This window comes from Phocaeicola dorei (genome assembly GCF_013009555.1).
Lineage (GTDB): Bacteria > Bacteroidota > Bacteroidia > Bacteroidales > Bacteroidaceae > Phocaeicola > Phocaeicola dorei.
Genome location: NZ_CP046176.1, coordinates 568,935 through 591,226, shown reverse-complemented (window position 1 = coordinate 591,226; position 22,292 = coordinate 568,935). Strand labels below are relative to the sequence as shown.

Genomic DNA, 22,292 nt, shown 5'->3' with positions numbered 1-22,292 from the left:
CTATCAACATAAATGGATGTCATAAATAGAAAAAAATAAATGAAGAAACTTGAAACCAAATATAGGAATGACGAACTATCCCCGGCGGAGTTACAGGAACTCAGAAATAGAATTAAATCCATGTCGGACTATGAAATAGGGGAAGAAATGTATCAAACTTGGATGAATGAAAAAATTGATGTCACTTCCGTTCCCGACAAACAAATAGACAAAATAAAGGCACAGATCGAAAATTCCATAAAAGAAGAAAAAAGCAATGGCTTCGATTTTAGTCGTATAATCCAGATTGCCGCTACTATATTATTGCCTGTATTCATTATACTTTCCGGCTATCTGTATTATGAGAACAGACAAATTGCCACCAAAGAAATGATTGTCTGTACAGCTCGAGGAGAACGGGCAAGTGTCACTCTTCCGGACGGCACCGCTGTTTCTCTGAATTCAGAATCCAGGTTAGCATACTTCCCCCAAACCTATAACAAAAAAGAAAGGAAAATCAGCTTTGATGGAGAAGGTTATTTTCAGATCGATAAAAACAAGGAAGTACCTTTTATCATAGATGCCCAAGGACTACAAGTAAAGGTACTGGGAACTACTTTTAATCTTTTAGTACGAAAGGATCATAAAACAGCCGAACTGGCCCTAGAGGAAGGAAGCGTATGGCTTGGTGCAACTCAAAGTCATAAGAATGTAATCCTTCACCCGAAACAAAAGGCAATATTAGACCAATCAACAGGTAATATTTTCATCATTGCAGAAGAGGACACCCAAAAAATATCAGCATGGAGACATGGCAACATGATATTCAGAAATACTAAATTCTCTGAAGTCATCCATACTATTGAACAAAGCTATAATGTTCGAATCAACATCACCTGTAAAAACTGTCCCACCGACACTTTTACCGGTACACTACCTCTTACCAATTTAAACGAAGTGCTGGAAGTAATTGAAAAGTCCTATCATCTTAAGGCGCAAATCAAAGGCAAAGAAATTATTTTGACTGACATTTGAATCAAATCCAATCAATATCAAAACCGATTTTCTTTCTAAATTGAGAGAAAGCGGCTTCGTTTTGTATGCTTTATAACATATCTTATCTTCGGTACTTCTATAAAAATACATTGTCTTTACTTACGACAATGCCCACAGGGCCTAACATTAATCTAAAATTTACTATCGTATGAAAAACAAACACGCACAACTGAAGTTGTTCACTTTGTTTTCGTTATTGCTTCTTTTCTGTACATTCGAATCTATGGCACAGGAAAAACTAATAACGATAAACGTAAAAAATGTATCATTAAAAGAGATCTTTAACATTATCGAGAATCAAACGCCCTATCGTTTTTCTTATCGTAGTGTTGTTCTAGATGCTGACCGAAATATTTCGATATCAGCGGAAAATATTTCGGTCACTACCGTTCTGAATCAAGCTTTAAAAGACAGAAATCTAGAATATAGTATTGTTTCACCTAAAACAATCGTTATTTCGGACAAGCAAACCGGCAATGTAAAATCATCTGAAACAAAAAAAATATCCGGCATCATTAAAGATGTGAATGGCGAACCGATTATAGGTGCTAACGTAAAAATTAAAGGACAATCTATAGGCACGATTACAGATATAGACGGACGGTTTGTACTAGATGCCTCAACCGATGCGACATTGCAAATTTCCTACATTGGATATGCCTCACTGGAAATGAACACCGGAAATAAAAAAGAACTAAATATTGTTTTAAAAGAAGATACTGAAACTTTAGAAGAAGTAGTAGTGGTCGGATACGGTGTACAAAAAAAGGCCAACCTGACAGGAGCAGTAAGCAGTGTAAAAATGGATGAAATATTGGGGGATCGGCCTGTTACTTCGGTAAGTAATGTACTGATGGGAGCAATGCCGGGATTGCAAGTAACAGGTACATCAGGCCAACCCGGTGCTGAAATGTCTTTCAATATCCGGGGAGTAAACAGCATCAATGAAGGTGCCCCGCTCGTATTAGTTGACAATGTAGAGATGGACATAAATATGCTGGATCCTAATGATATTGAATCTATCTCTGTATTGAAAGATGCCGCATCATCGGCTATTTACGGTGCACGCGCTGCATTCGGAGTTATCCTAGTCACCACTAAAAAGGGAATGAAAGACACTCGCTTCTCTATCAACTACTCTAATAACTTCTCATTCAGTAAGCCTAGTAATTTACCCCACAAAGCAACTCCGTTACAAACAGTACAAGCTTATAAAGATATGGGAACAGTATCATATCAAACAGGACAAAATGTAGATACCTGGTTGGAGTTATTGAAAGAATATGATACTAATTCAGGCAATTATCCTGACGGTTATGCCGTAGTAGACGGACTTCGATACAGTTTACAAGAAACGGATCTCTTAAACGATATGATGGAAACAGGTTTTCAACAAACACATAATATTTCTGTTGGAGGAGGTAATAAATCAATATCTTACAGAATGTCAGCTGGGATGGTGGATCAAAACGGAATTCTTGTTACAGATAAAGACTCATACAAACGTTATAATATATCATCTTACATCCGTTCCGATATTCATTCCTGGATTACTCCGGAATTAGACATCAAATATGCGAATTCACATTCAGAACTTCCCTATACTTCAGCTTCTTATGGTATTTGGGGAGCAGCAGTAGCCTTTCCATCTTATTTTCCATTAGGTAATATGGAACTAGACGGTGAAATCTTGCCTATCAATACTCCTCATAATTTCATTAATCTGTCAGCACCTAAAGAAAATGACAGAAACGACTTACGCATCTTTGGCAAGCTGACTATTACTCCGTTCAAAGATCTGAAAATAATCGGTGAATATACATTTAATAGAAAGACTAGAGAAATCACAACTTTCGATAAGAAATTTAATTATGCTCACGGAGCTAACTTCCGCAAGGAACAGTCTGTTTCAAATTCGAAATATGAAATAGAAAATCGGGCGACCAATTATAATGCTTTTAATGTATATGCCAATTACAACAAAACATTAGGTAAACATGACATTGGAATTATGGCTGGTTTCAATCAGGAAAGCAATGCCTATAAGATGATGAAAGCGTCACGCACAGATATGATTAACGAAGATTTACCCTCATTATCACAAGCTACAGGAGATTATAAAAACAGTGATGAATTTGAGGAATACCATGTCAGAGGAGTATTCTATAGGATAAATTACTCTTATGCCGGTAAATATTTACTCGAAACAAACGGGCGTTATGATGGTTCTTCGAAATTCCCTAAAGAAAATCGTTTCGGCTTCTTTCCTTCTGTTTCCATAGGCTGGCGTGTCAGTGAAGAGCAATTTATGGAATGGAGTAAAGTTTTTCTTTCTAACTTAAAATTGAGAGGTTCTTATGGTAATATCGGTAATCAAAGTATAGAACCTTATGCTTTTATTCCTGGCATGGATTCTCCATTGGCTAATTGGGTTGTAAACGGACAAGCTACTACAACATTGGCCCCTCCAGCTCTAGTCAGCAATAGTTTCACTTGGGAAAAAGTTAGTACTTTGGATTTCGGGTTTGACCTAGGGCTGTTTAATAACCGCCTAAATGTTGTATTTGATTGGTACCAACGGGATACAAAAGGAATGTTGGCTCCAGGTATGGAACTTCCAGGAGTATTGGGTGCCAAAGCCCCATTACAAAACTCTGCCGATTTACGCGCCAAAGGTTGGGAAATATCCTTGGATTGGAATGACCGTATCGGCAATGTGCAATATTATTTAGGTTTTAACCTATATGACTCGCGTACGAAAATCACAAAATACGACAATGAGGTAGGCTTACTAGGAAAAGATTCGGATGGCAATCTGATTTACCGAAAAGGAATGGAATTAGGTGAAATATGGGGGTATACTACAGACCGCTTATATACTACCGAAGATTTTGACAGTCAAGGAAAGTTAAAAAACAATATTCCCAAAATGGAAGGTTATAATCCCAATCCGGGAGATATACTTTATGTGGATTTTGATGGAAATGGTATTATAAACAATGGTAAAAACACGTCAAACGAACCAGGCGATACTCATATTATCGGTAATGATACTCGCAGATATCAGTACGGAATTCGTGGTGGCGCAGCATGGAAAGGTATTTCATTGTCATTTATTTTACAAGGAGTCGGCAAACGGGATCTTTGGCTTATGAATGAGCTATTCTATCCACATTACGATGCTTACTCAACTTTGTTTGACTCTCAATTGAATTACTGGACTCCAGAACATACAAATAGTTATTTTCCACGTTTATATGAAAAGGCAGAAGGAAATACTAAAGCCAATCAAAAAACACAAACCCGTTTTTTGCAAAATGGGGCGTATTTGAGCATACGCAATATCAGTTTATCATATACCTTCCCCATAAAACTGATCAAGCCACTGGGTATTACTAACTTATCAGTATTTTTTAGTGGAGAAAACCTCTTTACATTTGATCATCTGCCCAAAGGGATAGATGCTGAACGTGTAGTAACAGACAATTTGGGACAACGTGGATTTACTTATCCTTATATGCGTCAATTCTCATTTGGTATTAATTTAAGTTTATAATAAAAGCTGACATTATGAAAAAATATATAGTAGGAGTAGGACTCTTCCTGTTGATGAATTCTTGTTTAAATAATGATTTTATGGAGGTATATCCCAAAGATCAACAAACGGAATTAACCTCTTTCCGATCATATGAAAACTTCAAGACTTACGCTTGGGGACTGTATAACGTCTTTTTCGGCTATGCATATAAAACAGGACAAACTGATGAGATTTTTAAAGGAGATTATGAAGCTGACAATATGATCAAGCATGTCTCAGGCAATGAAAGTCAATGGGCGTATCAGAAAGCTAAGGTACCTGCGTCTTCTGATTCATGGGACTATGAATATATCCGCCGGGTGAATTTAATGTTGGACAATATAGACCAGTCATCCATGAATGATGCAGAAAAAGCACATTGGAGAAGTGTTGGATATTTTTTTCGCGCTTATAAATATTTTAAAATGCTATCTCTATATGGAGATTTACCATGGGTAGAACATGCTTTATCAGAAGACAGCGAGGAACTATATTCCCCTAGAGACCCACGGGATGTTGTAGCCCAAAATATTCTGAATAACTTGAAATATGCAGAAGAACATATCAAGGTAGACGGAGATGGCAATAATACGATCAATCGAGCTGTAGTACAATCATTAATTTCCCGTTTTTGTTTATTTGAAGGTACATGGAGAAAATATCATGCCCTACAAAATGCCACAACCTATTTAGAAGAATGTACACGGGCTTCCAAGGAAGTCATGAATAAATATACTACCCTACATCCCAACTATGAAGAACTTTTCAACTCAGAGTCTTTAGATGGCATAAATGGAATTATTCTATACAAAGAGTATGCTACCAGCCAGCTATGCCATGGGCTCACACGTATGGTAAGAACCGGCGAATCACAAATAGAAGCAACCAAAGATGCTGTAGACAGTTATTTGTGCAGTGACGGACATCCTATCAAAAACAGTTCCACATACGGAGGTGATAAAGATGTATATGCACAGTTCCGCAACCGGGATTATCGTTTATATCACACAGTATGTCCTCCCTATATGGTAAGTCTAGCAAGTGCCTCTACCACTCAATGGAAGTTCACAGACAATCCCTCTGAACGTGAATATATTGACTTGATGGCAACAATTTCTAAAGAAACTTATCACCGGTTGCCGACATCTAATTTCAAAGGTTTTATAACCAAAGGGCAACCTCATTTCAAAAATGTCAATTGGGGACAGGGATGGAATGCCAGCCAAATGGGTTTCTGGGTATGGAAATACTATAATACTCATACCGATGCCAGCACTGCCAATGGAGTTTGTACTACAGACGCTCCCCTATTCAGACTCGGTGAGATACTGTTGAATTATGCCGAAGCAATGTATGAACTAGGGCAATTCGATCAATCTATAGCAGATGAAACTATTAATAAACTGAGAAAACGTGCTCACGTGGCCGATATGGTCTTGACAGATATTACCACAGATTTTGATCCTGACAGAGATCAAGATGTAAATCCGTTACTATGGGAAATCCGCCGTGAACGCCGCGTTGAATTAATGGGTGAAGGAACTCGTCTGGACGATTTACGCCGCTGGAAAAAAGGACATTACGTAGACAAACAACCTACTGGGGTCTATTTAAAAAATGCAAGTGAATTTAATGTAAAAGTTATGAATGGTCCCTCCAACAATGAAGGATATGTATATTATTTTGAGAAACCCCTAGGATGGTTGGAACATTACTATCTAAATCCAATTCCTCTAAATCAATTGGCACTCAATCCTGCTCTAGAACAAAATCCTGGATGGGAAAACAATAAATAAAATTATGCAGTTAAAATATACTTTGTTTTCAAGCATTTCAATGCTTGCCTTCTCTTCTCTGTCTGTATTTTCACAGACAGAGAAAATGAACGTTCTATTCTTGATGGCAGACGATATGCGCCCTGAGTTAGGATGCTATGGAGTAAAAGAAGTAAAGACCCCCAATATCGATCGTTTTGCCGCCAGCGGGTTATTATTTCAGAACGCTTACTGTAATATCCCAGTAAGTGGAGCTTCACGCGCCAGTTTATTGACAGGAGTGTATCCACACTATCCAGATCGCTTTGTCAACTATTCCGCTTATGCCAGCAAAGATTGCCCAACCGCAATTCCGATATCAAGATGGTTTACATCACATGGCTATTACACAATCTCAAACGGCAAGGTTTTCCACCATCTTTCAGATCATGCTAATTCATGGAGTGAACCTCCTTACCGTAAACATCCCGACGGATATGATGTATATTGGGCAGAATACAATAAATGGGAATTATGGATGAATGAAGTCTCCGCACGAACTATCAATCCCAAAACAATGCGAGGGCCTTTTTGTGAGTGGGCTGAAGTACCTGACACCGCTTATGATGACGGAAAACTGGCATTAAAAGCCATTGCAGACTTAAAACGTTTAAAAGAACAAGGAAAACCTTTCTTTATGGCATGTGGATTTTGGAAGCCACATTTACCTTTTAATGCCCCTAAAAAATATTGGGATTTATATGACCGAGAGAAAATTCCAGTTGCCAATAATCGTTTTCGCCCTGCAGGCTTGCCGGATGAAGTTAAAAACTCTGGAGAAATCTATGCTTACGCACGTACTACCACAGCAGATGATATCTATTTTCAGAAAGAAGCCAAACACGGATATTATGCCTGTTTAAGCTATGTTGACGCCCAAATAGGAAAAGTGCTGGATGCCCTGGATGAGCTAGGTTTAGCAAATAATACCATCGTTGTATTACTAGGAGACCATGGCTGGCATCTAGGGGAACACAACTTTCTCGGTAAGCATAATTTAATGGATCGTTCTACTCACGTTCCTTTAATTGTACGTGTTCCCGGATTGAAAAAAGGAAAAACTAAGTCCATGGTAGAATTCGTAGATTTATATCCAACACTATGTGAACTTTGTCATTTGCCCATACCAAAGAATCAATTAAATGGCACTAGTTTTGTTCCTATTTTAACAAATTTAAAAGCAAAAATAAAAGACCAAGTATATATCCAATGGGAAGGGGGAGACAATGCTGTTAGCAATAGATACAACTATGCGGAATGGAAACAAAAAGAAAAGATTCATTCCCGAATGTTGTTTGACCATCACATAGATCCAGAAGAAAATAAGAACAGGGTCAACGAACGAAAGTATAGAAGCGAAATAAATAAGCTCTCTTCATTTTTAAAGGCTAAAAAAGAAACTTTAATGAAATCACAATGAAAAAACTTTCTGGTTTACCTGCTCTAACCACCGAGATTAGATTATAACTGAAAGACATTTGACGATTGTTTTTTGTAAAATAAGAAGTGATAGGCATATTTTAGTGAGAGAATATACTTCAACCAGTATATCTTTCACTAAAATATCATCGGAAACTGTTTATCATTATTCCTCTAAAATAATCACTACATAAACCGTCATACTCAATTATGCCGGGAATTCATATACGCCTTCACCTGCTCACTAATCTGCTTCATCCCTTTCACCGAAGGATGTCCGCTCATTTTATCAAGCCCTTTCAGTTCAATGCAATCTATCTGATAATGTTTGCAAATCGTTCTGACCGATTCACTGATTTCCTCTCCCAAACCATCATTCAATAGAAAATAAATCTCCACATTAGGATAATAATCAATCATTGTATCCAGCATATAAGCCATAGCAGGGCGGAAAGAATATAAATCTTTTTTGGACCAATCCGCATACAGATACTCTCCTAAAGGTGATTTCGCCCAATAATCATTAGTCGCGCCAAAAATAAAAATAATATCAGGACAGCCCAACGCCTTCATCCGGGTGATAAAAGAACGGTCGCTATAATCCTCCGAACGATAACCGGTATGGCAAATAGTAGCACCGGAAAACGAATTATTCACACAAAGACGGTAGTTGTTCTCCTTAATAAACTGATGCCACCAAGTATTACGTACAGAAACCATATCCGTCTTTCTCCCTTCAGGAGGTGTCTTCAGATACCATACAAAATTAGTATCGGGTTGAACATATCCTTCGAAAGTGGAATAAGAATCTCCCAAGATAGAAACTGATTTCAAACCTTGAGCAATGCCTAAATGACAAAATAACGTACAAAACAGCAGAGTTATAATATACTTCTTCATAGGTATTTGATTATTTCGCTTTCAAATATACATCATATTTTGATTTAACACCTATAAAAATAACCTTTTTCTTCTATTTACAGACAAACAAGAAAACATCGATCTGCTTCATAAAAATAAGAACAAATCCGATGGTTACAAATCCTATCTACAAACGTCATTACTTATAAGCCGTAAAATGGAGGCCATTTAACTTTTAAAAGACTAAGTATGACAAGAAACGCTTTTTGGGGACTGTGTATCGGATTATGTCTGGCGGGTACGCAAGCCATCGCTCAAAAGATGGAAAGCAAAAGTACCAAAACGACTGATAAAACAGATAGTATATCATTCCATATCGATGGAATCACCGAAGGAGAAACTTTATTTACTGTTATCGGAGGACCTGAAGCCCCCGTTATCAACGCAGGAATGCCAGGTACAGAAGGGATTCAAGGAGGATTTGAAGGAGGCTCTATCGTAAAAATAAAAGGTACTTATCACATGTTTCCTACCGAACGCGCCGGTGTGAAAGGGATGCCTGCCTATCACGACAGAGTAAAGACACGTATAGGACACTGGACCAGCACTGATGGTGTTCACTGGACACGCCAATCCACTATATTGGAATCAAGCGGTGTCTATGCATTGGTACATGAAGACAATCCCATGAATGACCGCCGTTCCGCCATCTGGTCTTATATGCCTGTATTCAGCGAGGAAAACAACCGATGGTACGGATTTTATCTGGCCTACACCACAGATAAAGAAATTGCACCCAATCATTCTTTCGGCCGCATCTGGAGATGTGAATCCGAAAAGGAAGGTCTAGAAGGAATAGGCGGTCCTTACCGAGATATGGGAATCATTATAGAACCGGGACTGGACTCCCAACTTTGGGAAGGACGGCAAGGGGTCGCTTCTTTCTTCCCATATAAAGTGGATAAAGGCTGGAATGCGTTTATCAGTGGAGCTTATCCTTACGAAACCCGTGCAGATTATCCCTTGAAAGGAGGGGAAAAGCGCAAGGTATGGGCTGTGGGACTGGCCGAATCAGAAACGTTGGAAGGACCATGGAAACGTATGGGTGAGGAAATCAATCCGATAACTTCCATTCACCCACAGTTTGTAGAGAATCCTATCGTATCCAAATTACCCAACGGAACCTACATAGCGATGTTTGACGGCGGGCCGAACTATTTAAACTTACCCAACAGAATGGGATACACTTTATCCATAGACGGAAAAAACTGGAGCAAAGCACGTTATATCGCCATAGATACCAAAGTTAAAAAATGGTGGACTGTCATGAGGACTCCGCTTTGCCTGATACCCGAAGGAGATAATGTATATACCATTGTTTATACAGCTTGGGATGATACGCGCTTCCACCCCATCGGAATGGTAAAAGTAAAATTAAATCCGGAAGTATTGGATAAGCTGACAGCAGAACTGAAACCAGCTATCCCCTATTTAAATGAAGTCGGTGCACAAGCAATGCCCCGGAATATCGTTCCGATCAAGAATGCATATTTCAATATGCCTCAGCCGAAGCGTCCCGTTTTTCCCGATTTCATCGTCAATATGAAAGACAAAGGAATGACAGAAGATGCCCCTATTACAGATTTAGTGAACCGGACGATTGCTGAAGTCAGCAAACAAGGAGGAGGAACAGTCGTCATTCCTGAGGGAAAATGGAAATCGGCCCGTATTGTACTGAAAAGTAATGTTAATCTACATTTAGCCAAAGGAGCCGAAATAGAGTTTTCCGGTCGTGCGGAAGATTATCTACCGGCGGTTTTCACACGCCATGAAGGGGTAGAAATAATGGGGCCGGCCGCCTTTATTTACGCCAATGGGGAAAACAACATCGCCATTACAGGAGAAGGAACCATTTACGGACCATCTATGGATGCTGAAATCAGAAAACGTCCTAACGGTGCTTCAGTGGTAGAAAAAGATGTCCCGTGGGACATGCCTATAGAACAACGTATCTATGACGGTATGGAAGGCAGGACTTTCTATCGTCCTAAAACAATCTCTCCTATCAACTGTACCAATGTATTAATAGAAGGGATCACGATGGAACGAAGCACCTTATGGAATGTGGTACCCATTTATTGCGAGAATGTAATTATAAGAGGCATTACCGTTAATTCCACCAAGGTGCCCAGCGGAGACGGTATTGATATAGAATCTTGTAAAAATGTATTAATTGAATACTGCACGCTGAACTGCGGTGATGATTGCTTTACCCTGAAAGCCGGTAGAGCAGAAGACGGATTACGTGTAGGTAAACCTACAGAAAACGTAATTATCCGCTACTCGCTGGCCCAGCATGGACATGGCGGGATTACTTGTGGTAGTGAAACAGCCGGAGTGATCAAGAATCTGTATGTACACGATTGTGTATTTGACGGCACTCGTACCGGCATCCGTTTCAAAACGCGACGCAACCGTGGAGGAGGCAGTGACAACACTTACTATGAGAGACTGCGCATGATCAATGTAGGAAAAGCCTTTACTTGGGATTTGTTGGGCAGTGCTTATTATATGGGCGAACTGGCCGCACGCTATCCGGCAAGAAAAGTAAACCGGCTGACACCTGATGTAAAGAATATCCTGATCAAAGATTTCATTGTAGAATCAGCCGACCAGTTCTTTACCGCCAATGGTATTCCTGAAATACCTTTCAACCAGGTAGTGATAGAAAATGGAGAGATCAAATGCAAGAAATTAATCGGCGCCCTGAATGATGCCGCCGGATTTACGATGCGGAAGCTGACGATAGAATCGCTGCATAATGACATTCACATATTGGATGGAAAAGACATCCTGTTCGAGGATATACATTTCAAACTCCCTAGTGAAGAAATTAGGGTGAATGTAGAAGGTAAGAAATCCAAAAACATTATTTTCAAGAACATAAATGCCAATCAGGAAAAGGTTGAATATAAAAAGGAATCTCCCATGAGAATAGAAATAAAATAATTCTATCGGCATATTAATTCCCTATAACTGTATCATTTTTCATCATAATGTATGATTTTCCATTGTAAGGCGGGTTATCCCGCCTTATTTTTGTATCATGAAAACAGTATTCAATGGTATTATGAAAAACAAATGGACCAAACTGACAGCTTTAGTAATAGCTGCCCTGTGGAGTGGACCAACTGTGCAGGCACAAGCTCCGCACCCCGAACGTATCTATTTATCGGGAACCGGTATTGACGACACCAGGACTTGGGAGTTCTTTTGTTCGGGAGGACAAAACAGTGGAAAATGGAAAAAGATCGAAGTACCCTGCAACTGGGAACTGCAAGGATTCGGAGAATATACTTACGGTCGTTGGTACACTATAAAAGGTGAAAGGCCAAGCGACGAAACGGGCATTTATCGATATAAATTTGAATCCCCGGCAACAACTTCCGGTGAGCGGATAAAAATATTCTTTAACGGAGTGATGACCGACACGGAAGTTTTCATCAATGGAAAACCCGCAGGCGAGATGCATCAGGGAGGATTCTACCGCTTCAGTTATGATATCACCGATTTATTGAAGCCCGGCAAAAAGAACCTGCTTGAAGTAAAGATAGCTAAAGAATCAGCCAACAAATCCATCAATGCAGCCGAACGTAAAGCCGACTGGTGGCTGTATGGTGGTATTTACAGACCTGTATGGCTGGAAGTTGTCCCGGCAGTCCACATGCGACATTTTATTCTGAACGCCGATCAGCATGGAAAATTGCAAGCGGCAATAGAAATGGAAGGAGATGCCAAAGGATATGAATTGTCTGTTTCCGTCCGTTCATTAAAGGATGGAAAAGACATATACACTCAAGAAAACAAATCTAGCATTTCTCATCAGATTAAGGATTCGAACAAGGAACAGTTGGTGGAAGGGAACTGGATGAACATCCAACCTTGGTCTACAGAGGACCCCAATCTGTACGTAGCCAGATTGGAACTGAAAGACCCCGAAGGGAAAACGGTGCAAAGCCGTGAAACGCGGATAGGTTTCCGCACCATTGAATTCTTTCCACAAGACGGAGTTTATCTGAATGGCACCAAACTCGTGGTGAAAGGTGTCAACCGCCATTCTTTTTCCGTAGATGGAGGTCGTGCTACCAGTGCAGCTATGAGCCGTCAGGATGCCTTGCTGGTAAAAGAGATGAATATGAATGCAGTCCGTTCACATTATCCGCCTGATGAACATTTCCTGGATATGTGTGATTCATTAGGAATTGTCTATATGGATGAACTGGCAGGATGGCAAAACGGATACGATTCAAAAGTAGGTCCTAAATTAGTCAAAGAAATGATAGAACGCGATGTGAATCATCCTTCCATCATTATTTGGAGTAATGGCAACGAAGGAGGATGGAATTATAATCTTGATCCTTTATTCGCCAAATACGATAAATTACAGAAACGCCACATGGTACATCCTTGGGCCGATTTCAATGATCTGGACACCCACCATTATCCCACTTATCTGACCGGAGTGGCACGTTTTACCAACGGCTATAAAGTATTTATGCCTACCGAATTCATGCATGCCATGTATGATCAGGGAGGTGGTGCCGGACTACGTGACTTTTGGGATCGTTGGTGCACGAACCCCATGTTTGCCGGAGGCTTTATCTGGGTATTCTGTGACGAAGCTCCCAAACGTTCTGATAAAGGAGGCATATTGGATTCAGATAAATCCAATGCTCCTGACGGGGTAGTAGGTCCGCGTAGAGAAAAAGAAGGAAGTTACTATGCTATCCGCGCACAATGGTCGCCCATCCAGTTAAAACCGCTGCTGATTACTGACCACTTTGACGGCAGCTTCCTGGTTACTAATGAATATACTTATACTAACTTGGACAAATGTCGCATGACTTACAAAATACGTACTTGCGAAACACCTTTGAAAGATGCAATGGAAAGCGGTAAAGTTATCGCAGAAGGCCATGTACAACTGCCTGCCATCACACCGGGTGAAACTGGAAAAGCCCGCTTCACTCTTCCTGCTTCTTTCCGGGAAGGTGATGTACTGGAGTTAGAGGCTTTTGACAAAGAGGGGAAAAGTATCTGTAACTGGACCTATCCTATCCGACTGGCAAAACAATACTTTGATCATAAAATGGCACAGACTCCGATGACCCTGGAAATGGTACAGCCGGCAACCGCCACTCAAACCGCTACCACCATCGAACTGAAAAGCGACCGTGTAACCGTCACTTTTAACCCGGCTACCGGCATGATCAGCCGTATCACATCAGGAGGAACAGAAGTTCCATTCAAAGACGGTCCTGTGGCAGTGGGCATGAAAATGCGCTACGAACCAACATTGAGCTATGTCCGCAACAGCAACGAGGGGGCTGTTTACTGTGCCAAATACAAAGGTGCCGCCGACTCCATCGTATGGCGTCTTACGGACAAAGGACTACTCTATATGGATGCCATTCTGCTGAACCGGGCTTCCGGCGGAGGTGGATTTGATGATGCTTTCATGGACTCCAAAGTATTCAATCTCGGTCTGACTTTCTCTTATCCTGAAAAGAATTGCTCCGGCATGAAATGGATGGGCCGCGGTCCATACCGTGTCTGGAAAAACCGGATTCCGGGAACGAATTATGGAGTATGGCACAAAGAGTATAACAATACCATTACCGGAGAAAGTTTTGAAAATCTGGTTTATCCGGAATTTAAAGGATATCATGCCAATATGTATTGGGCCACTTTGGAAAGTGACACAACACCGTTCACCATTTATTCCCGGAATGACGGTATCTTCTTCCATGTGTTCACTCCCGAAGAACCGAAAGGACGCGTAAAAGACACCATGCCCAAATTCCCTGAAGGGGATATATCCTTCCTGCTGGACATCCCGGCTATTTGCTCCTTTAAACCAATTGAGCAACAAGGGCCGAACAGCCAGCCGGGTAATATCCGTATCAAATCGGGGGATGAAGGACTACACCTTAATTTGATGTTTGATTTCCGACAATAAACAAGTGAATAGTGATTAATTTAATAACAGAATCATGAAATTAATAACTTTTGTATGTGCCGTCTTTCTATGCCTTCCGTCTTTGGCACAAGAAAAATTTCCGGACGGCACACCTGTATCCGATTGGTTTAAGGACAGTAAAATAGTAGATATAAACACATTAGGTAAAAAATACATTCTGACAGATTACGGCGTCATCAATGACAGTACCCTGTTACAAACAGAGAAAATACAATCTGCCATCGATGCTGCCGCACAAAATGGTGGCGGAGTTATCGTTATTCCCAAAGGAACCTATTTAAGCGGAGCGCTGTTCTTCAAACCCAAAACACACCTGCATCTGGAGGAAGGAGCTGTGTTGAAGGGAAGTGATGATATCAGCAACTTCCCCATCATAGACACCCGCATGGAAGGGCAAAGCTTGAAATATTTCGCGGCGTTGGTCAATGCCGACAAAGTGGATGGCTTTACGTTATCTGGAAAAGGAACTATTGATGGTAACGGATTAAGATATTGGAAATCATTTTGGCTTCGTCGAAAAGTCAATCCCCAATGTACCAATATGGATGAATTACGTCCCCGGCTGGTTCATATTTCCCATAGCAATAACGTCCAACTCTCAGGAGTACGCCTCATTAACTCTCCCTTTTGGACTACCCATCTTTATAAATGTAATCACATAAAAATATTGAACCTCTATATTTTCTCACCGGAGAGACCGGTAAAGGCTCCAAGTACGGATGCCATTGATATTGATGTATGCAGCAATGTACTGGTAAAGAACTGCTATATGTCTGTCAATGATGACGCCATAGCTTTAAAAGGCGGCAAAGGCCCTTGGGCAGACCAAGACCCGAATAATGGAGGAAATTCCAACATCATCATAGAAGATTGTACATACGGTTTCTGCCACGGCGCCCTCACTTGTGGAAGCGAATCCATCCACAATCGCAATATTATCTTGCGACGCATTCACATCACCAATGCCAATCGTTTGTTATGGTTAAAGATGCGGCCGGACACACCTCAACAATATGAATATATTCTGGTAGAAGATATCACCGGAGATGCAGATCATTTTCTGTATATCAAACCTTGGACGCAATTCTTTGACCTGAAAGATCGAAAAGACATTCCCATTTCTTACTCAAACCATGTGACAATGAGAAACATTGATTTTAAATGCGATAATTTCTTCAGTGTAGAAAAGTCTGATCAATATCAACTTACTAACTTTACATTCGAAAACCTAAACATTAAAGCTAAAAACGGGAAATGCGACAAAGAAATGATTGACAATTTCATTTGGAAAAAGGTAAGTATAAATAATATAAAATAAAATCAGCAGTTGAATAAATCAAATTCAACAAGATCTAATCACAAGCCACGTCTGGCACTATCCAAACGTGGCTCCTATTTTTTCAACATGAAATTCACAAAATTCCGGTGTATTCCACATATATCCGGCATTCGTTTCTTTACTCAATAGTTCAATAACTCTTCCAAGCATCAGCCTCTTTGGCATTACGGGCTTTTGCACGCATTTTCTTACTGAAAATGATTCCGAGCAGCTTATCGGCATCAAACGTAGCACTGATACCCGCCCCCACCATCAAAGCACTAGGAGTAAATTTGCCTGCCGGCGCAGGTTCCAAACGAGAATCATAGCCTGCCAGCAACTCTTTGTTGATAGGAATCTCTACATAAATTTGTTCCTCTTCCGGAGTTTCAAACGGTCCATACGGCAATAGTCTGATATACCCTCTACCATCTATTGTATCCACTTGAGAGATATAATAACGAGGAAGTTCCGTTTCAAACTTCATGTTTTTTTTAGGGAAGGGAGTTGATTTCATTTTCCACTTTTCAGGATTGAACAATCTGTCAATTTCTTTCTGTGTTTCATCATCTATCACAATTTCGACTTGACCGCTCAATAGTTGCTGCAAACGCAAAGAGTCCTGTTTGGTCAACTGCTTAGCCTCATTCGTTCTCTGGGCAAATGACAACACCGAGAAACAAAAACATAACAAAAGGAAGAATATACGTTTCATAGCTATCTATTTTTAGTAACTTCCTAAAGATACGCAAAAGTAACGTATGTTCATCCTTTTCATGTCTTTTTCTTTCGTTCTTTTTTTCGTTAATTCTGGTAATAAACTCGTTTTACCCTATTAGACACACTGGTCAAGATCTCGTATGGAATAGTTTCCAGAATCTCTGACAGAACAGTGACCGGTAAATCATCTCCGAAGATGATAGCTTTATCCCCTTCCTTACAATCAATATCCGTCACATCAATCATGCACACATCCATACAGATATTACCCACGTATGACGCTTTCTGCCCATTCACCAAACAATAGGCATGTCCATTTCCCAAACGTCGGTTCAGTCCGTCGGCATAGCCGATAGGAATAGCGGCAATACGGGAATCCCTTTCCAAATGTCCTTTACGACTATACCCCACTGTTTCTTCCTTAGGAACCTCATGAATCTGAAGAATAGTGGTTTTTAATGTACTTACATTATTGATAATCTGATTGGTAAACGGATCAATTCCATAAAGACCGATTCCCAAACGCACCATATCGAACTGAGCACCCGGATAGCGTTCTATCCCGGCTGTATTACAGATATGACGCAATATCTTATGCTGAAAAGCCTCCTGCAAACATTCAGAAGCAGCTTCAAACATTTCTATCTGTCTGCGCGTAAACGAATCAAACTGAGCCCCGTCACTGCCTACCAAATGAGAGAATACAGAACGTGGAATAACAGCTGTCTGCTTCTTCAGACGGTCTATCAGTTCTGGAATCTCTTCGGGTGCAAAACCCAAACGGTGCATCCCCGTATCCAATTTAATATGAATGGGGAAATTCGTTACGCCTTCTTTCTCAGCAGCTTTAATCAGTTCATTCAATAAATGAAAACTGTAAACCTCGGGTTCCAATTTATAATCAAACATGGTCTTGAATGCTGTCAACTCAGGATTCATAATCATAATGGAACAGGTGATTCCCGCTTTCCGCAAATCCGAACCTTCATCAGCCACAGCTACCGCCAAGTAATCCACACGGTGATCTTGCAGTGTTTTAGCTATCTCGTATGAACCGGCACCGTATGCAGAAGCCTTCACCATACATACCATTTTTGTTTCCGGTTTCAGTTTGCTGCGATAATAATTCAAGTTATCAACCAAAGCATTCAAATTGATCTCCAAAATGGTTTCATGCACTTTCAGTTCCAAACGATCTGAAATCCGGTCAAAATGAAAAGCACGCGAACCTTTTACCAAAATCACCTCATTACGCAGCCCGGCCAGCAAATCCGATTCCAATAATTCTTCTGTAGTACGAAAAAAATACTTTTCTATCTCAAAACGGGCAGCAGCAGTCCGAATTTCCTCTCCTACCCCGACAATCTTCTCTACTCCCCGGCTATGTACCAATTCAGCAACCTGACGATAAAGTAGTTTGCTGCTCTGTCCTGTTTCAAGCATATCCGAGAGGATAAGTGTCCGTTTTTTCCCTTTATCATCAGAACGACGCGACATAAAGTCAAGAGCAATATCCAAAGAAGCCAAATCTGAATTATAACTATCATTGATCAACACACAGCCATTCTTGCCTTCTTTTACCTCCAGACGCATAGCAATCTGTTCCAAACGCGCCATGCGCTCGGTTATTTGTTCAGGGGGAACCATCATATACAAAGCCACAGCCAGACAATGCAACGAATTCTCAATAGAAGCGTCATCTATAAAAGGAATACTAAATTCATTCGGCATCCCCAAATAACGGTATTTAATAGTGGTAGCATGTTCTCCTTTTTGAATGGACTCAATAAACAACGGACGTTCATTGTCCTTTTTCGACCAAGCAATCTCACGCGAGGCAAAAAGAGATTTTGCCACACACGAACTTATCAATTCGTTATCGCCATCATAAACAATAACGTCACAGTCTTTGAACAAAGTAAGTTTCTCCATACATTTATCCTGTAAAGAGAAAAAATTCTCTTGATGCGCACCACCAATATTAGTCAAAATACCCACAGTAGGTTTAATGATAGTCTGCAACGCCTCCATTTCACCCATTTCGGAAATACCCGCTTCAAAAATAGCCAACTCAGTGTGCTCATTCATCAACCACACCGAAAGTGGCACACCTATCTGTGAGTTATAGCTACGTGGCGAACGGGTTACCACACGATCTGGACTAAGCAATTGATATAACCATTCCTTCACAATGGTTTTTCCATTACTTCCCGTAATTCCTATAACCGGAATCTGAAACTGCTCCCGATGTTTTTCCGCCAATTTCTGTAATCCTTTCAGAGGATTGGTCAACTGCAGGAAATTCGCATCTTGAAAAGATTGCATATCAGCCGGCAATTCACCCACTACAAAGTTACGGACTCCACGTTCATACAATTCCGAAAGATATTTATGCCCGTCATTCCGTTTGGTTTTTAAAGCAAAAAATAATGTTTCTTCCGGAAAACACAATGAACGGCTATCAGTTAAAATCCAATCAATCTGTGCACTACGGTTTCCAAACCGCTTTGCTCCCAGAACTTTTTCTATATTTTCAATCGAGCTTGACATTGTTCTAATTCTTTTTGAAGGTCAAAATACGGGAACTTTTCTTTAAGTCGCTCTATCTTTAACACTATTTGAGTTAAAAATTTACGATATGTTTCAGATTGGGCATTAAACGGTTTGTGAGCTAAAGCCTTCCGGATATCCTCCCACTCTTTCATTATTCTATCCGTTTCTTTACTAAAATAACATTCTGTAAAACATTCCCATAGATAAGATACAGCTACAGGAGAGGGATGCAACATGTCATCTGCATAAAAACGATAATCACGAAGTTCATCCATCATGATTTCATAAGAAGGGAAATAGTAACAATCAGACCAGCGGCGGCACAATTCATCCGCTGCGAGGAGCAAAGTGGACTTACTTATCTGATTACCATGCATACCATCTTTGCTATGCCGTATGGGGCTGACAGTGAAAAGTATCTTCAAGGACGGATTTACTTTTCTCAATTCCACCAACACACATTCCCATTCAGTGACAATTTCCTCTACTGTAAGAAGTTGTCGGGTAAAAAGGCTGTCGGGCTGTTTATGGCAATTTCCTACCACCATGGTCCTTTCTTTCAGCCAATAAGCAAAAGCAGTCCCCCAAGTAATAACCAGCCAATCAAGCTGAGGAAGTCCGGCTGAAGCCTGTGCCAGCCGAGTATTTATAGAAGATAAACAAGATGCTGCCGTAGAGGCTGAAAAAACACTATGATGCATCCAACTGTGCCAACAGCCTCCGGCATAGAACAAATCCTCTTCCATATATGTTTGATGGGATAGAATTTGCCAAAGAGCTTCCACAACAGATAAAGGATTATAGAGAATTCCAAAAGGATTTACATCACAACGGAACTTATTTGTTAACAACAAATTTCCGATATTTTCCGCAAAACAAGAACCAAATAGCATGATTCGATCCGAATGTCGGATTTCTGCTTCCCTTTTAGGTAATTCTACTTGCGTTCTGAAATTCATACGATAAGAAAAGCTTTTAAAATTTAAGGGCAAATGTAATCATAATACACATATTTATGCTATTTTTGCACGATATTTATCATATCATAAGAATGGAACAGGATAATTTATATAACTTGCTGCAAAGCATAGATACTCCGGACGATTTGCGTCATTTAAGCGCAGACAAACTGCCCGAAGTGTGTAAAGAGCTAAGGCAAAAGATTATAGATGAGCTCTCATGTAATCCGGGGCATTTCGGTTCCAGTTTGGGCGTAATAGAACTGACCGTCGCCTTACATTATGTATTCAACACGCCCTATGACCGCATTGTATGGGATGTAGGGCATCAAGCTTACGGGCATAAAATTTTAACCGGACGCCGGGATGCGTTCTGCACCAACCGTAAACTAAATGGCATACGTCCTTTCCCTTCTCCATCCGAAAGTGAATATGACACATTTACTTGCGGGCATGCGTCAAATTCTATTTCCGCAGCTTTGGGTATGGCTGTAGCAGCCAAAAAACACGGAGAGAACAACCGGCATGTCGTTGCCGTAATTGGTGACGGTTCCATGAGTGGCGGACTAGCTTTCGAAGGACTGAACAATGCCTCGTCAACTCCTAATAACCTGCTGATTATCCTGAATGACAACAATATGGCTATAGACCGTAGTGTAGGAGGTATGAAACAATATCTGTTGAACCTGCAAATGTCTGAAGGATACAACCGGATACGCTATAAAATATCACAAATGTTCCATCGATGGGGTATCCTGAATGAAGAACGCCGGAAAAGCCTGATACGATTTAACAACAGCCTGAAATCCATGCTGGTACAACAGCAAAATGTATTTGAGGGCATGAATATCCGTTATTTCGGACCTATTGATGGACACGATGTCAACAATTTGGCACGTGTATTAAAAGAGATTAAAGATATGCAAGGACCTAAACTACTCCATATACATACCACCAAAGGAAAAGGTTTCGGTCCGGCAGAAAAAGCTGCCACCATCTGGCATGCTCCAGGCATATTCGACAAAGAAACCGGAGAGCGTATCGTTGTCGATACCAAAGGAATGCCCCCTTTGTTTCAGGATGTTTTTGGAAATACCCTATTGGAACTAGCCCAAACAAACGATAAAATCGTAGGAGTTACTCCCGCAATGCCTTCAGGATGCTCCATGAACATATTAATGAAAGCCATGCCCGAAAGAGGTTTTGATGTGGGAATTGCCGAAGGACATGCCGTTACTTTTTCAGGAGGAATGGCAAAAGATGGCCTATTACCTTTCTGCAATATCTATTCGTCCTTCATGCAACGTGCCTATGACAATGTGATTCACGATATAGCGATACAAAAACTCAATGTAGTATTATGCCTAGACCGCGCTGGATTAGTAGGGGAAGACGGTCCTACTCATCACGGAGCATTCGATCTGGCTTATATGAGACCGATACCCAATCTCATTGTAGCCTCCCCTTACAACGAACATGAACTACGTTGTTTGATGTATACCGCCCAGTTACCCAATAAAGGTCCTTTTGTCATCCGTTATCCACGCGGAAGAGGGTCATTGGTAGACTGGAAATGCCCAATGCAAGAGATTGAAATAGGAAAAGGAAGAAAATTAAAAGAAGGAAAAGACATAGCGGTCATTACACTGGGTCCCATTGGTGTTCAAGCAGAAAAGGCTATCACACATGCCGAACAGGAAACAGGAAAAAGCATTGCCCATTATGATTTGCGTTTCTTGAAGCCGTTAGATGAAAGTATGTTACACGAAATAGGCAAGAGATTCAAGCAAGTGGTCACTATTGAAGATGGTGTGCTAAAAGGTGGAATGGGCAGTGCCATACTGGAATTTATGGCAGATAATGAGTACAATCCACAAGTAAAACGTGTCGGATTACCGGATCTATTTGTCCAGCATGGTTCAGTAAAAGAACTATATCATATTTGCGGCATGGACGAAGAAGGTATTTACAAAATTTTGATATCATTCTAAGAGAA

At 40.5% G+C, this 22,292-nt stretch carries 12 protein-coding genes; 8 read left to right on the top strand and 4 right to left on the bottom strand.

The window, feature by feature from the left end; genetic code table 11:
- Window positions 1-39 precede the first annotated feature (39 nt).
- The 4 genes from GKD17_RS02415 (at window position 40) to GKD17_RS02400 (ending at window position 7,846) form a co-directional block, all read left to right on the top strand.
- Window positions 40-1,014, top strand: a complete 975-nt coding sequence (locus GKD17_RS02415; RefSeq protein ID WP_007836586.1) for a FecR family protein — start codon at window positions 40-42, stop codon at window positions 1,012-1,014.
- 169 nt (window positions 1,015-1,183) lie between these two features.
- Entirely contained in the window at window positions 1,184-4,591 is a 3,408-nt protein-coding gene (locus GKD17_RS02410) for a SusC/RagA family TonB-linked outer membrane protein (protein ID WP_007836589.1), read from the top strand.
- 14 nt (window positions 4,592-4,605) lie between these two features.
- A complete protein-coding gene (locus GKD17_RS02405; RefSeq protein WP_007836590.1) occupies window positions 4,606-6,408 on the top strand; it encodes a RagB/SusD family nutrient uptake outer membrane protein in 1,803 nt (600 codons plus the stop codon).
- A 4-nt stretch (window positions 6,409-6,412) separates the two neighbouring features.
- Window positions 6,413-7,846, top strand: coding sequence for a sulfatase (locus GKD17_RS02400; protein WP_007840500.1), 1,434 nt, complete (start codon window positions 6,413-6,415; stop codon window positions 7,844-7,846).
- A gap of 203 nt (window positions 7,847-8,049) precedes the next feature.
- Here the strand turns inward: GKD17_RS02400 and GKD17_RS02395 are convergent, their stop codons facing one another.
- Complete coding sequence (locus GKD17_RS02395) at window positions 8,050-8,745, bottom strand: SGNH/GDSL hydrolase family protein (protein ID WP_007836595.1); 696 nt, start codon at window positions 8,743-8,745, stop codon at window positions 8,050-8,052.
- 210 nt (window positions 8,746-8,955) lie between these two features.
- Between GKD17_RS02395 and GKD17_RS02390 the strand changes: the two genes are divergently transcribed.
- The 3 genes from GKD17_RS02390 to GKD17_RS02380 all read left to right on the top strand — a co-directional run bounded on the left by GKD17_RS02390 (window position 8,956) and on the right by GKD17_RS02380 (window position 16,064).
- Window positions 8,956-11,715, top strand: a complete 2,760-nt coding sequence (locus tag GKD17_RS02390; protein ID WP_007836597.1) for a glycosyl hydrolase family 28 protein — start codon at window positions 8,956-8,958, stop codon at window positions 11,713-11,715.
- A gap of 121 nt (window positions 11,716-11,836) precedes the next feature.
- Entirely contained in the window at window positions 11,837-14,725 is a 2,889-nt protein-coding gene (locus tag GKD17_RS02385; RefSeq protein WP_032936407.1) for an exo-beta-1,4-galactosidase, read from the top strand.
- 34 nt (window positions 14,726-14,759) lie between these two features.
- Window positions 14,760-16,064 (top strand): rhamnogalacturonidase, encoded by a 1,305-nt coding sequence (locus GKD17_RS02380; protein ID WP_007836600.1) that lies wholly within the window; start codon window positions 14,760-14,762, stop codon window positions 16,062-16,064.
- 151 nt (window positions 16,065-16,215) lie between these two features.
- Here GKD17_RS02380 and GKD17_RS02375 read toward each other — a convergent pair whose 3' ends face one another.
- From GKD17_RS02375 to GKD17_RS02365, 3 genes are all read right to left on the bottom strand, one after another.
- On the bottom strand, window positions 16,216-16,779 hold the full coding sequence (locus tag GKD17_RS02375; RefSeq protein WP_007851038.1) for a DUF4858 domain-containing protein: 564 nt from the start codon (window positions 16,777-16,779) through the stop codon (window positions 16,216-16,218).
- 89 nt (window positions 16,780-16,868) lie between these two features.
- Complete coding sequence (locus GKD17_RS02370; protein WP_007836602.1) at window positions 16,869-19,334, bottom strand: bifunctional UDP-N-acetylmuramoyl-tripeptide:D-alanyl-D-alanine ligase/alanine racemase; 2,466 nt, start codon at window positions 19,332-19,334, stop codon at window positions 16,869-16,871.
- A complete protein-coding gene (locus GKD17_RS02365; protein WP_007836603.1) occupies window positions 19,310-20,296 on the bottom strand; it encodes a GSCFA domain-containing protein in 987 nt (328 codons plus the stop codon). The genes GKD17_RS02370 and GKD17_RS02365 overlap by 25 nt, the downstream gene beginning before the upstream one ends.
- Before the next feature lie 92 nt (window positions 20,297-20,388).
- On the opposite strand from GKD17_RS02365, the gene dxs reads away from it, so the two are divergent.
- Window positions 20,389-22,287: a 1-deoxy-D-xylulose-5-phosphate synthase gene (gene dxs / locus GKD17_RS02360; RefSeq protein ID WP_008655745.1), complete on the top strand. Its 1,899-nt coding sequence runs from the start codon at window positions 20,389-20,391 to the stop codon at window positions 22,285-22,287.
- The last annotated feature ends 5 nt before the right edge of the window (window positions 22,288-22,292 follow it).